Raw genomic sequence first — 13,545 nt, 5'->3', positions numbered from 1 at the left:
GGCGTCAGGCAGCGCCCGTCGAAGGGAACAGCAGGCGCAGGTGGGTCTTCTGCTGCGGTACGCTTTCCGCTTCGGCGCGGCCGCCGTGGTAGGCCATGATCGATTGCACGATGGCCAGTCCCAGGCCGGTGCCGGCCTGGGCTCCAGTCTGGCGTCCGGCGCGGCGGTAGAAGCGCTCGAACAGGTGCGGCAGGTACTCCGGCGGGATGCCCGGGCCGTCGTTGCTGACCCTCACCTCGGTGTGCCCCGCGCGCTCCCCGATCCGCACGTCGATGCGCCCGCCTTGCGGGGTGTGGCGCACGGCGTTGGACACCAGGTTGGAAATGGCGCGCTGGATCATCAGGTTGTCGCCGTGGGCGAAGCCGCTGCCGGACAGGCGCAGTTCGACGCCCTTGTCCTCGGCGACCATCTCGTACAGGTCGATGACCTTGGCCGCCTGCTCGTGCAGGGCGACGCAGCCGAACTGGGCCTGGATCGCCGGGTTGTCCACCTGCACCAGGAACAGCATGTCGGTGACGATCCGCGACAGCCGCTCCAGTTCCTCGGCATTGGACTCCAGGGCTTCGCGGTATGCCGCGCTGTCGCGATGCTGGCTGAGCAGCACCTGGTTGCGCACCAGCAGGTTGCAGATCGGCGCGCGCAGTTCGTGGGCCAGGTCGTCGGAAAACTGCGAGAGCTGGCGTACGCCATCCTCGAGGCGGCCGAGCATGTGGTTGAAGCTGCGGGCCAGGCTGTCCAGCTCGCGCGGCAGGTTCTGCTCGGGGATGCGGTAGGAGAGATCCTGCGGGCTGACCTGGGCGGCCACCCGGCGGAAGCGGTTCAACGGTTCGAGGCCGGCACGCACCACCCACCAGGCGGCCAGGGCGATCAATGGCAGGAGGAAGGGCAGGGCCAGCAGGGTGGCGCGGAGGAAACCGTCGAGCAGGCGCTCGTCGGCGTTGCGCTCGCTGCTCAGCAACACCTGTACCGGGGTGCCGTTCTTCATGCGCATGGAAGCGCCGATGCTCAGCAGGCGCTGGTCGTTGCCGGTGCTCCAGCTCTGGAACACCGGCTGGCGGGCATCCGCCTGCAAGCGGGCGAGAAGCGCGCGGTTGGCCGCGACGCTGGCCGCGGCCTGGTCGCCGAAGCTCATCAGCGGCTGGCCGCTGCGGCTGTCGAGAATGCTCAGGTGCAGGCCGCTGTGGGCCACCAGTTGGTCCTGCAGGGCATGCGCCTGTACGGCCGGGTCGCTGCGCAGGTCGAGATCGTCTTCCAGGCTGTGGCGGATCTGCTCCAGCTTCAATTGCAGGTTTTCCCGCTCGCGGGCTTCCAGCTCGCGGCCGAGGTTCCAGTGCGCCATTGCGCCGAGCGCCAGGGCCAGCAGCGCGCCGAGGGCGCCGACCAGCAGGGCCAGGCGCAGCGACAGTCGGCCTGGTGGCGTCATCGGCGCGCTTCCAGGACGTAGCCGACGCCGCGAATGGTATGGATCAGCTTGAGGTCGAAGCCGTCGTCGATCTTCGCCCGCAGGCGGCAGATGGCGACTTCCACCACGTTGGAGTCGTTGTCGAAGTTCATGTCCCAGATCAGCGAGATGATCTGCGTCCGGGTGATGACGTCGCCGTTGCGCCGCATCAGCAGGTGCAGCAGGGCGAACTCCTTGGTCGTCAGGTTGATCCGCACCCGGCCGCGGAAGGCCCGGTGGCGGCTGGCGTCCAGCTCCAGGTCGGCGACCCGCAGGACGTCCTGCATCGGTGCCTGGTCGTGGCGGCGCAGCAGCGAGCGGACCCGCGCCAGCAGTTCGGGGAACTGGAACGGCTTGACCATGAAGTCGTCGGCGCCGAGATCGAGGCCGCGCACCTTGTCGGTCAGCCTGCCATGCCCGGTGAGCATCATCACCCGCGCGCTGCTGCGTTCGCGCAGGCGGCGGAGCAGGTCCCAGCCGTCGATGCCGGGCAGGTTGACGTCGAGGATCACCAGTTCGTAAGGGTGTTGCAAGGCCATGTGCAGGCCGTCGATGCCATCGTTGGCGCGGTCGACGATGTAGCCGCTTTCGGTCAGGCCCTGGTGCAGGTAGTCGGCAGTCTTGACTTCATCTTCGATAATAAGGATGCGCATGTTCGCCCCTATATAAAGTATGGATTCATTTGCAAGTAAATGTTTAAGTGCATTGCTATAAAGTTACATTGCGGGCGTTGCCTGGATAGAATCCTGGAAATGTAATTTCATATCGTTGCGCTGCTTCGATGATAATTATCGAATGACCGGGTAGTTCTCCCGGGAGTCCGCCTGAGAACTTTGGAAATGTCCGCGGCGCAAGCACCGCTGGGCGTGATGGGCAATGCCTTTTGTAAGCGCATGTTGCTTTTGTCCCTATGTTTCATCCAACTATTGCCAGTCTCTTCGAAGGTTGCCGAAGTGTAACCGCTAATTGTCCGTGGAGAATATTCATTACCGACTTGTAATTCTTCCGTCACCTTGCCGATAAGCCCCGCTACCTAACATCTGCCGCATCCCGGAAGTGCAACTTCGAATATCGCCGGCGAGATATCGCCGATGAACGGTTGCGTGGTTCCGGGCCGGTAATGGATCGCCGTCGCCGACGACGATCAGCAGACGAGGAGCGGAACATGCCGATACTTCGGCCACTGGCCAGCGCGGGGAAACGCGCCTGCTGGCTACTGATGGGACTCTGCCTGGGCCTGCCGGCCCTGGCGAACGAGGCGCCGGTGAGTTTCAACGGCACTTCGATCAGCCTCGAGCAGGCGTTGGAGCGGGCCCTGCGGAGCAACCCCGAGCTGGCGGCGGTGGGGCGCGAGACCGAGATTGCCAGCGGTGCGCGGCAGCAGGCCGGGCTGATCCCCAACCCGGATCTGTCCTGGAGCGTCGAGGACACCCGCCAGGGCAATCGCCAGACCAGCGTCAGCATCGCCCAGCCGCTGGAGCTGGGCGGCAAGCGCGGTGCGCGGGTGGAGGTGGCGAAACGCGGCAGCGAGATCGCCTGGACCCAACTGGAAGTCCGTCGCGCCGAACTGCGCGCCCAGGTCCGCGGCGCCTACTACGCGGCGCTGACCGCGCAGGAGCGGGTGCGCCTGGCGAAGACCTCCCTGGACCTGGCCAGGCGCGCGCTGCAGGCCGCCGACCGACGGGTCAAGGCCGGCAGCATCTCCTCGGTGGAACGGGTTCGCGCCCAGGTCCTGGCGGACAACGCCCAGCTCGACCTGAGCCAGGCGGAGCTGGAGCAGCAGCGCACCTATGTGCAGCTGTCGAGCACCTGGGACGAGCCGCAGCCAGGCTTCGCCAGGGTCGGCGGCGCGCTCGACGCGGTGCCGGCGAGCATCACCCGTGGCGCCTTGCTGCGCCATCTCGACGAGTCGCCGACCCTGCGCCTGGCGGCCCAGGAGGTAGCGCGCGGCGAGGCCCAGGTCGACCTGGAGAAGCGCCAGCGCATCCCCAACCTGACGGTCAGCATCGGCAGCAAGTACGACCAGACCGCCCGCGACGGACGTGGCGAACGGGTCAACCTGATCGGCCTGTCGATGCCGCTGCCGCTGTTCGACCGCAACCAGGGCAACATCTATGCCGCCCAGAGCCGCGCCGACCAGGCCCGCGACCTGCAGCGCGCGACCCTGCTGCGCCTGCGCAGCGAAGCGGTACAGGCCTACGACCAGTTGCGCACCTCGGAACAGGAGCTGGCGCTGGTCCGTCGCGACCTGCTGCCCGGCGCACAGAGCGCGCTGGACTCGATGACCCGCGGCTTCGAGATGGGCAAGTTCAACTTCCTCGACGTGCTCGATGCCCAGCGCACCCTGGTCGGCGTCCGTGCCCAGTACGTGCGCGCGCTGGACGCCGCGGCACAGGCGCGGGTGAGCATGGAGCGCCTGCTCGGCGAAGACATCGGCCACCTCGGCCAGTGAGATTTCCGGGGCGGGCCGCCGGCGCGCCCCCCGAACGGTTCGGGAGAACAGAATGGGCAAGAAGACGATTATCGCGGTGACCGCACTGGCACTGCTCGGCCTGGGCGGCGGCGCCTACCTGGAGCTGGGCGGGAAGGCGCCGGCCGGCGCCGGCGAAGCGGCCGCCGAGGGCGAGGGCAGCGGACCGCGCGGCGGCATGTTGTTGCGCCAGGGCGACCTGACCCTGGAACTGCTGGTGCCGGAGGACGGCAGCCCGCTCAAGGCCTGGGTCGAGCGCGGCGGCAAGGCGCTGGCGCCGCAGGAGGTGGTCCTCGGCGCCGACGTCGAGCGTGCCACCGGCGAGGTCGAGGACCTGCTGTTCAAGGCCAGCGGCGATGGCCTGGTGGCCAATGCCGGGATCGCCGAGCCGCATGCCTTCACCGCGCGCCTCAAGCTGATGGCCGGCAAGCAGGGTTACGACTTCGCCTTCACCCGCGAGGAGGGTAAGCTGGAGCTGGATGCCGAGCAGATCGAGGCCGCCGGCATCACCCTCGATACGGCGCGGACGATCAGCCTGGCCCAGGTGGTCTCGCTGCCCGGCGAGATCCGCTTCAACGAGGACCGCACCGCGCATATCGTCCCGCGCCTGCCGGGGATCGTCGACAGCGTGCCGGCCAATCTTGGCCAGGCGGTGAAGCAGGGCGAGCTGCTGGCGGTGATCAGCAGCCCGCAGTTGTCCGACCAGCGCAGCGAATTCGCCGCCGCCCAGCGCCGCCTGAGCCTGGCGCAGAGCACCTACAAGCGCGAGCAGCAGCTGTGGAAGGAGGGCATTTCCGCCGAGCAGGAATTCCTGCTCGCCCGCCAGGGTTTGCAGGAAGCCGAGATCGCGCTGAACAACGCGCGGGCGAAGATCGCCGCGCTCGGCGGCAATCCCAGCCTGCAGGGCGGCAACCGCTACGAGCTGCGCGCGCCGTTCGCCGGGGTGCTGGTGGAAAAGCACCTGACCCAGGGCGAGCCGGTGGACGGCACCGCCAACGTCTTCACCCTGTCCGACCTGTCCTCGGTCTGGGCCACCTTCAACGTGCCCGCGCAACTGCTCGGCCAGGTCCGCGTCGGCAGCAAGGTCAAGCTGCTCGCCCAGGCGCTGGATAGCGAGGTGGAGGGCACCGTGTCCTACATCGGCGACCTGCTCGGCGAGCAGACCCGCGCGGCCACCGCCCGGGTCACCCTGAGCAACCCCGAGAGCACCTGGCGCCCGGGCCTGTTCGTTTCCGTGCAGGTGGCCGAGGCGACCCGCAAGGAAGTCCTGACGGTCGCCGACGGCGCGGTGCAGAACGTCGACGGCGAGGACGTGGTGTTCGTCCGCGTGGCCGATGGCTTCGTGGTCCAGCCGGTCAAGCTGGGCATCAGCGACGGCCAGCGCGTCGAGGTCCTCGAGGGCCTGCGCGCCGGCAGCCAGGTCGCCGCCAGCGGCAGCTTCATCCTCAAATCCGAACTGGGCAAGGGCTCGGCGGAACACGGTCACTGAGTCCCGCTCCAGGAGTCTTCGCATGTTCGAACGCATCATCCAATTCGCCATCGAGCAACGCTGGCTGGTCCTGCTGGCGGTGCTGGGGATGGCCGGGGTCGGCATCGGCAGCTACCAGAAGCTGTCCATCGACGCGGTCCCGGACATCACCAACGTCCAGGTGCAGATCAATACCGCCGCCCCCGGCTACTCGCCGCTGGAAGTGGAGCAGCGGATCACCTACCCGGTGGAGACCGTCATGGCCGGCCTGCCGGGTTTGCAGGAAACCCGTTCGCTGTCGCGGCCGGGGATTTCCCAGGTGACGGTGATCTTCGAGGAGGGCACCGACATCTACTTCGCCCGCCAGCAGGTCAACGAACGCCTGAGCACGGCGCGCGAGCAACTGCCGGAAGACATCTCGCCGACCCTCGGGCCGATCTCCACCGGTCTCGGCGAGATCTACCTGTGGACGGTGGAGGCCGAGGAGGGCGCGACCAAGGAGGACGGCAGCGCCTACACGCCCACCGACCTGCGCACCATCCAGGACTGGATCATCCGTCCGCAGTTGCGCAACGTGAAGGGCGTGGCCGAGATCAACACCATCGGCGGCTACGCCAAGCAATTCCTCATCGCCCCGGATCCGAAGAAGCTCGCGGCCTACAAGCTGACCCTCGGCGACCTGCAGAACGCCGTGCTGCGCAACAACGAGAACGTCGGCGCCGGCTACATCGAGCGGCGCGGCGAGCAGTTGCTGATCCGCGCGCCGGGCCAGGTCAAGGACATGGACGATATCCGCGGGATCATCGTTTCCAACGTCGACGGCGTGCCGATCCGTATCCGCGACGTCGCCGAGGTCGGCCTGGGCAAGGAGCTGCGCACCGGCGCGGCCACCGAGAACGGCCGCGAAGTGGTGCTCGGCACGGTGTTCATGCTGATCGGCGAGAACAGCCGGGAAGTGGCCCAGGCGGTCGGCCAGCGCCTGGAGGAGATCAACCGGACCCTGCCCAAGGGGGTCAAGGCGATCACCGTCTACGACCGCACCACCCTGGTGGACAAGGCCGTGGCCACGGTGAAGAAGAACCTGGTGGAAGGCGCGGCGCTGGTGATCGCGGTGCTCTTCCTGTTCCTCGGCAACATCCGCGCGGCGTTGATCACCGCCACCATCATCCCGCTGTCGATGCTGTTCACCTTCACCGGGATGGTCGGCAACAGGGTCAGCGCCAACCTGATGAGCCTCGGCGCGCTGGACTTCGGCATCATCGTCGACGGCGCCGTGGTGATCGTCGAGAACGCCATCCGCCGCCTGGCCCACGCCCAGGCCCACCACGGCCGCCAGCTGACCCGCGCGGAACGTTTCCACGAGGTCTTCGCCGCGTCCAGGGAGGCGCGCCGGGCGCTGGTCTTCGGCCAGATCATCATCATGGTGGTGTACCTGCCGATCTTCGCCCTCACCGGGGTCGAGGGGAAGATGTTCCACCCGATGGCGTTCACCGTGGTCACCGCGCTGCTCGGCGCGATGATCCTCTCGGTGACCTTCGTCCCGGCGGCGATCGCGCTGTTCATCACCGGCAAGGTCAAGGAGGAGGAGAACTTCGTCATGCGCCGCGCGCGTCTGGCCTACGAACCGGCGCTGCGCTGGGTGCTCGGGCACCGCGCGCTGGTGGTCGGCGGCGCCCTCGGCGCGATCCTGCTCACCGGGCTGGTGGCCTCGCGGATGGGCAGCGAGTTCATTCCCAGCCTCAGCGAGGGCGACTTCGCCATGCAGGGCCTGCGGGTGCCGGGCACCAGCCTGACCCAGTCGGTCGAGATGCAGCAGACCCTGGAGAGGAAGCTGATGGGCAAGTTCCCGGAGATCGAGCGGGTCTTCGCCCGCACCGGGACCGCCGAGATCGCCTCCGACCTGATGCCGCCGAACGCCTCCGACAGCTACGTGATGCTCAAGCCGCAGAGCCAGTGGCCGGACCCGAAGAAGTCGCGGGAGGCGCTGCTGGAAGAATTGCAGGCCGCGGCCCTTGAGGTGCCGGGCAGCGTCTACGAGTTCTCCCAGCCGATCCAGTTGCGCTTCAACGAGCTGATCTCCGGGGTGCGCAGCGACGTCGCGGTGAAGGTCTTCGGCGACGACATGCAGGTGCTCAACGACACCGCGGAGAAGATCTCCAAGGTGCTGCAAGGCATCGACGGCGCCTCCGAGGTGAAGGTCGAGCAGACCACCGGCCTGCCGGTGCTGACGGTGGACATCGACCGCGACAAGGCGGCACGCTTCGGCCTCAATGTCGGCGACATCCAGGACACCGTGGCCACCGCCCTCGGCGGACGCAACGCCGGTACCCTGTTCGAGGGCGACCGCCGCTTCGACATCGTCATCCGCCTGCCGGAAACCCTGCGCGCCGACCTGCCGGCACTGTCCAACCTGCTGATCCCGCTGCCGCCGAACAACCTGGCGCGGATCGACTTCATCCCGCTGTCGGACGTGGCGCGCCTCGACCTCTCGCCGGGACCGAACCAGATCAGCCGGGAGAACGGCAAGCGGCGCATCGTGGTCAGCGCCAACGTGCGCGGCCGCGACATCGGCTCGTTCGTGCTGGAAGCGCAACAGAAGCTGCAGGACGGGGTGAAGATCCCGGCCGGCTACTGGACCACCTGGGGCGGCCAGTTCGAACAGTTGCAGTCCGCCGCCAAGCGCTTGCAGGTAGTGGTGCCGGTGGCGCTGCTGCTGGTGTTCACCTTGCTCTTCGCCATGTTCAACAACGTCAAGGACGGCCTGCTGGTGTTCACCGGCATCCCCTTCGCCCTCACCGGCGGGGTGCTGGCCCTGTGGCTGCGCGGGATACCGCTGTCGATCTCGGCGGCGGTGGGTTTCATCGCCCTGTCCGGGGTGGCGGTGCTCAACGGCCTGGTGATGATCTCCTTCATCCGCAACCTGTTGCAGGAAGGACGCAGCCTCGACCAGGCGGTGTGGGAGGGCGCCATCACCCGCCTGCGTCCGGTGCTGATGACCGCCCTGGTGGCGTCCCTCGGTTTCGTGCCGATGGCCCTGGCCACCGGCACCGGCGCCGAGGTGCAGCGGCCGCTGGCGACGGTGGTGATCGGCGGCATCCTGTCCTCGACCATGCTGACCCTGCTGGTGCTGCCGGTGCTCTATCGCTGGACCCACGGGCGCGACGCCGGACCGCGCGAGGAGACGCCGGCGGCCGGCTGAAGCGGGCGCGCAAGCGGGCCGGCAGGGGAAACCCTGGCGGCCCTTTTTCGTTGGCCGTTGGACGGATTCCGTTCGATTACCGCACGCGATTGCCGGCCCGGATTGTCGCCGGCGGAGGGCTTGCGTAGTGTGGGTGGACGTTCCGCGCCCGGCGCTTGGCGCCGCGCGGCGATAACAACAACGATAGCAGCCTGAGTGTCCTGCCCATGAATGCCTCCTTGCTCAGCGAGCGCAGCCGGGTGTTCGAACGTGCCGACCCCTATGCGGTGTCCGGCTATGTCAACCGGCACGTCGGTACGCACTGCATACGCCTGCCGGCCGCCGGCAGGCCGCAAGCCAGCCTCGACCACCGCACCTTCGCCAGCCTCGACCTGTGCCGGATCAGCTACGGCGCGGCGGTACGGGTCACCTCGCCGGCGCTGGAGAGCATCTTCCACCTGCAGATCCTCCTGCGCGGCCACTGCCTGTGGCGCGGCGGCGGGCAGGAACACGCCCTGGCGCCGGGCGAGCTGTTGCTGATCAACCCGGACGATCCGGTCGACCTGACCTATTCGGCGGACTGCGAGAAATTCATCGTCAAGCTGCCCTGCGCGCTGCTCGAAGCGATCTGCGCCGAGCAGCGCTGGAGCCATCCGGCGCGCGGCGTGCGTTTCCTCGAACATCGCTATCGCCTGGACCAGCTGGAAGGCTTCGTCGGCCTGCTCGCCCTGGTCTGCCGCGAGGCCGAGTCCGGCGAGCGGCTGGCGCGGGTCGACAGCCACTTCGAGCAGATCCTCGGCAGCAAGCTGCTGACCCTGCTGAAGACCAACGTCAGCCGCGAGGACCCCGGCGATGCGCAGGTCGTCTTCGCCCGCCTCGATGCCTACATCCGCCGCCATCTGCAGAGCGAGATCGAGGTCGCGGCGCTGGCCGAGCAGGCGCACATGAGCACCCGTTCGCTGTACGCGCTGTTCGAGCGCCAGCTTGGCGAGAGCCCTCGGCAATACATTCGCCGGCTGCGCCTGGAGCGCATCCGCGCCTGCCTGGAAGACCCCGGCTGCCGGGTACGCAACCTCACCGAACTGGCCCTGGACTTCGGTTTCGCCCACCTCGGCCGCTTCGCCGAGCAATATCGCCGGCAGTTCGGCGAGCTGCCTTCGGAAACCCTGCGCCGGCGCGCCTAGCGCCGACCGCCACGGCGTGCAGGAATCGGCCAGCGATCCGCAGGCAACGGATATCCCCAGCAGTACGCGCTACCTAACCTGACCGGGCCTGAACAATAACAACGGAGGCCCCGGCCATGTCCCTGGGTAGCGATTACTTGCGTTCTCTGCTCGAGGAAGACCCCGAGCGCGGCGTCTACCGCTGCAAGCGGGAGATGTTCACCGACCCACGCCTGTTCGAGCTGGAGATGAAGCACATCTTCGAGGGCAACTGGGTCTATCTCGCCCACGAAAGCCAGGTTGCCGGAATCAACGACTACCTGACCACCCAGATCGGCCGCCAGTCGATCGTCATCGCGCGCAACCGCGACGGCCAGCTCAACGCCTTCATCAACGCCTGCAGCCACCGTGGCGCGATGCTCTGCCGGCACAAGAGCGGCAATCGCAGCAGCTATACCTGTCCGTTCCACGGCTGGACCTTCAACAACTCCGGCAAGCTGCTCAAGGTCAAGGACCCGGCCGAGGCCGGCTACCCGCAGGGCTTCAACTGCGAGGGCTCGCACGACCTGACCCGGGTGGCGCGCTTCGAGTCCTACCGTGGCTTCCTGTTCGGCAGCCTCAACCCCGATGTCAGGCCGCTGGCCGAGCATCTGGGCGAGTCGGCGAAGATCATCGACATGATCGTCGACCAGTCGCCGGAAGGCCTCGAAGTGCTGCGCGGCTCTTCCAGCTATGTCTACGAAGGCAACTGGAAGCTTACCGCCGAGAACGGCGCCGACGGCTACCACGTCAGTTCGGTGCACTGGAACTACGCGGCGACCCAGAGCCAGCGCCAGCAACGCGACGCCGCGGACCCGCTGCGGACCATGAGCGCCGCCGGCTGGGCCCGGCAGGGCGGCGGCTTCTACTCGTTCGAGCATGGCCACATGCTGCTCTGGAGTCGCTGGGCCAACCCCGAGGACCGGCCGGCCTTCGAGCGCCGCGCCGAGCTTGCCCGCGACTTCGGCGAGGCCCGCGCCGACTGGATGATCGAGAACTCGCGCAACCTCTGCCTGTACCCCAATGTCTACCTGATGGACCAGTTCAGCTCGCAGATCCGCATCGCCCGGCCGCTGTCGGTGGACCGCACGGAAATCACCATCTACTGCATCGCGCCGAAAGGCGAGAGCGCCGAGGCGCGCGCCCGGCGCATCCGCCAGTACGAGGACTTCTTCAACGTCAGCGGCATGGCCACCCCGGACGACCTGGAGGAGTTCCGTTCCTGCCAGCAGGGCTACCAGGGCAGCGTGGTCGGCTGGAACGACCTGTCGCGCGGCGCCGAACACTGGATAGAGGGCGCCGACGCGGCGGCCGCGGCCATCGACCTGCGGCCGCGCCTGAGCGGCGTGCGCACCGAGGACGAAGGGCTGTTCGTATTGCAGCATCGCTACTGGCAGGAGGCGCTGCTCGCCGCCCTGGAGCGCGAACGGACGCAGCGCGTGGCGCTGCGGGAGGTGGCGTCATGAGCCTGGGCTACGACGCCCTGCGCGATTTCCTCTACCGCGAGGCGCGCTATCTCGACGACAAGGATTGGGACGCCTGGCTGGCGTTGTACGCCGCGGACGCCAGTTTCTGGATGCCGTCCTGGGACGACCGCGACCAGCTCACCGAGGACCCGCAGCGGGAAATCTCGCTGATCTGGTACGGCAACCGCGGCGGTCTGGAGGACCGGGTATTCCGCATCCGCACCGAGCGCTCCAGCGCGACCCTGCCGGACACCCGCACCTCGCACAACCTGAGCAACATCGAACTGCTCGGCGAGGACGACGGCATCTGCCGCGCGCGCTGCAACTGGCACACCCTGAGCTATCGCTACAAGACCGTGGACAGCTACTTCGGCACCACCTTCTACGACCTCGACGTACGCGGCGAGAGTCCGCTGATCAAGGCCAAGAAAGTGATCCTGAAGAACGACTACGTTCGCCAGCTGATCGACGTCTACCACGTCTGACGCCCGCGCCGGCGGGCTGTCGAGGGACATGCCATGAACCATCGGATCGCACTCAACTTCGAAGACGGGGTGACCCGCTTCATCCATGCCGCGCCCGGCGAGACCGTGGCCGACGCGGCCTACCGCCAGGGCATCAACATCCCCCTGGACTGCCGCGACGGCGCCTGCGGCACCTGCAAGTGCCTGGCCGAGGCCGGGCGCTATGCGCTGGGCCAGGACTACATCGACGATGCCCTCAGCGCCGAGGAAGCCGCCCGCGGCTACGTGCTGACCTGCCAGATGCGCGCCGAAAGCGACTGCGTGCTGCGCGTGCCGGCGTCCTCGACCCTGTGCAGGACCGGCCAGGCGCGCTACGAGGCGCGCATCAGCGAAGTCCGGCAACTGTCGCCGAGCACCATCGGCCTGTCGCTGCGCGGCGAGGCGCTGGCCAGCCTGGCGTTCCTGCCCGGGCAGTACGTCAACCTCCAGGTACCCGGCAGCGAGCAGCGCCGCGCCTACTCCTTCAGCTCGCTGGCGAAGGACGGCGAGGTCAGCTTCCTGATCCGCAACGTCCCCGGCGGGCTGATGAGCGGCTTCCTCAGTGGCACGGCCAGGGCCGGCGACAGCCTGGCGATGGACGGCCCGCTGGGCAGTTTCTACCTGCGCGAGATTCACCGGCCACTGCTGATGCTGGCCGGCGGCACCGGCCTGGCGCCGTTCACCGCGATGCTCGAACGGATCGCCGAGCAGGGCAGCGCGCACCCGCTGCACCTGGTCTACGGGGTGACCCACGACGTCGACCTGGTCGGGCTCGAGCGCCTGGAGGCGTTCGCCGAACGGATTCCCGGCTTCACCTGGAGCGCCTGCGTGGCCAGCGCCGACAGCGACTATCCGCGCAAGGGCTACGTGACCGAGCACATCGCCGCGCAGCACCTGCACGAGGGCGACGTCGACATCTACCTGTGCGGGCCGCCGCCGATGGTCGAGGCGGTCGAGCGCTACCTGCGCGAGCAGGGCGTGCGCCCGGCGAATTTCTACTACGAAAAGTTCGCTGCCAGCGCGGCCTGAACCCGAGCAGCCAAGGAGATTCCCATGAACGACAGATTCCGCGACAAGGTCGCCCTGGTCAGCGGCGCCGCCCAGGGCATCGGCCTGGGGGTGGCCCGGCGCCTGCTGGAGGAAGGCGCGCGGGTGGTGGCGGTGGACCGCTCCGAGCTGGTCCACGAACTGGCCGGCGACGCCTGCCTGTGCCTGACCGCCGACCTGGAGCGCTACGCCGAATGCCAGCGGGTACTGGAGCGGACCCTGGAGCGTTTCGGCCGGCTGGACATCCTGGTCAACAACGTCGGCGGCACCCTCTGGGCGAAGCCCTACCAACACTACGCCGAGGACGAGATCGAGGCCGAGCTGCGGCGTTCGCTGCTGCCCACCTTGTGGTGTTGCCGAGCGGCGCTGCCGGCGATGCTGGGGCAGGGCAGCGGGGCGATCGTCAACGTCTCGTCGGTTGCCACCCGCGGGGTCAACCGGGTGCCCTATGGCGCCGCCAAGGGCGGAGTGAACGCGCTGACCGCCTGCCTGGCGTTCGAGACCGCCGACCAGGGCATCCGCGTCAACGCGGTGGCGCCGGGCGGCACCGACGCGCCGCCGCGAAGGATTCCGCGCAACGCCGCGGCGCAGAGCGAGGAGGAGCGGCGCTGGTATCGACAGATCGTCGAGCAGACCCTCGACAGCAGCCTGATGAAGCGCTACGGCAGCATCGACGAGCAGGTCGCGGCGATCCTCTTCCTCGCCTCCGACGAGGCGTCCTACATTACCGGCGTGACCCTGCCGGTAGCTGGCGGCGACCTCGGCTGAGC

Annotated in this window: 10 protein-coding genes; 8 read left to right on the top strand and 2 right to left on the bottom strand. The window is 68.1% G+C overall.

Features of this window, described 5'->3' with window-relative positions; all coding sequences use genetic code 11:
* Window positions 1–4: 4 nt before the first annotated feature.
* Both ACTJJX_RS25775 and ACTJJX_RS25770 read right to left on the bottom strand, forming a co-directional pair.
* Window positions 5–1,423, bottom strand: a complete 1,419-nt coding sequence (locus ACTJJX_RS25775; RefSeq protein WP_003089902.1) for a sensor histidine kinase — start codon at window positions 1,421–1,423, stop codon at window positions 5–7.
* Window positions 1,420–2,094, bottom strand: coding sequence for a heavy metal response regulator transcription factor (locus tag ACTJJX_RS25770; RefSeq protein ID WP_003089900.1), 675 nt, complete (start codon window positions 2,092–2,094; stop codon window positions 1,420–1,422). Before ACTJJX_RS25770 ends, ACTJJX_RS25775 begins: the two co-directional genes overlap by 4 nt.
* 512 nt (window positions 2,095–2,606) lie before the next feature.
* On the opposite strand from ACTJJX_RS25770, the gene ACTJJX_RS25765 reads away from it, so the two are divergent.
* From ACTJJX_RS25765 to ACTJJX_RS25730, 8 genes are all read left to right on the top strand, one after another.
* On the top strand, window positions 2,607–3,893 hold the full coding sequence (locus ACTJJX_RS25765; protein ID WP_003113317.1) for a TolC family protein: 1,287 nt from the start codon (window positions 2,607–2,609) through the stop codon (window positions 3,891–3,893).
* 52 nt (window positions 3,894–3,945) lie between these two features.
* Window positions 3,946–5,400 carry an efflux RND transporter periplasmic adaptor subunit gene (locus tag ACTJJX_RS25760; RefSeq protein WP_016852828.1) on the top strand — a complete coding sequence of 485 codons (1,455 nt, stop codon included), beginning with the start codon at window positions 3,946–3,948 and terminating at the stop codon, window positions 5,398–5,400.
* Window positions 5,401–5,422: 22 nt separating this feature from the next.
* On the top strand, window positions 5,423–8,578 hold the full coding sequence (locus ACTJJX_RS25755) for a CusA/CzcA family heavy metal efflux RND transporter (RefSeq protein ID WP_003115707.1): 3,156 nt from the start codon (window positions 5,423–5,425) through the stop codon (window positions 8,576–8,578).
* 206 nt (window positions 8,579–8,784) lie between these two features.
* Window positions 8,785–9,741: an AraC family transcriptional regulator gene (locus ACTJJX_RS25750; protein ID WP_003109534.1), complete on the top strand. Its 957-nt coding sequence runs from the start codon at window positions 8,785–8,787 to the stop codon at window positions 9,739–9,741.
* A gap of 116 nt (window positions 9,742–9,857) precedes the next feature.
* Window positions 9,858–11,225 (top strand): benzoate 1,2-dioxygenase large subunit, encoded by a 1,368-nt coding sequence (gene benA, locus ACTJJX_RS25745; protein ID WP_016852829.1) that lies wholly within the window; start codon window positions 9,858–9,860, stop codon window positions 11,223–11,225.
* Complete coding sequence (gene benB / locus ACTJJX_RS25740) at window positions 11,222–11,710, top strand: benzoate 1,2-dioxygenase small subunit (RefSeq protein WP_003120077.1); 489 nt, start codon at window positions 11,222–11,224, stop codon at window positions 11,708–11,710. Before benA ends, benB begins: the two co-directional genes overlap by 4 nt.
* Before the next feature lie 33 nt (window positions 11,711–11,743).
* Window positions 11,744–12,757, top strand: a complete 1,014-nt coding sequence (benC, locus tag ACTJJX_RS25735; RefSeq protein ID WP_003109537.1) for a benzoate 1,2-dioxygenase electron transfer component BenC — start codon at window positions 11,744–11,746, stop codon at window positions 12,755–12,757.
* 24 nt (window positions 12,758–12,781) lie between these two features.
* Complete coding sequence (locus tag ACTJJX_RS25730) at window positions 12,782–13,543, top strand: 1,6-dihydroxycyclohexa-2,4-diene-1-carboxylate dehydrogenase (protein WP_003113313.1); 762 nt, start codon at window positions 12,782–12,784, stop codon at window positions 13,541–13,543.
* Window positions 13,544–13,545 lie beyond the last annotated feature (2 nt).

The organism is Pseudomonas sp. 22490 (assembly GCF_052044465.1).
Lineage (GTDB): Bacteria > Pseudomonadota > Gammaproteobacteria > Pseudomonadales > Pseudomonadaceae > Pseudomonas > Pseudomonas aeruginosa.
The sequence above is the reverse complement of the archived record's forward strand: the minus strand, read 5'-3'. Positions and strand labels throughout refer to the sequence as shown.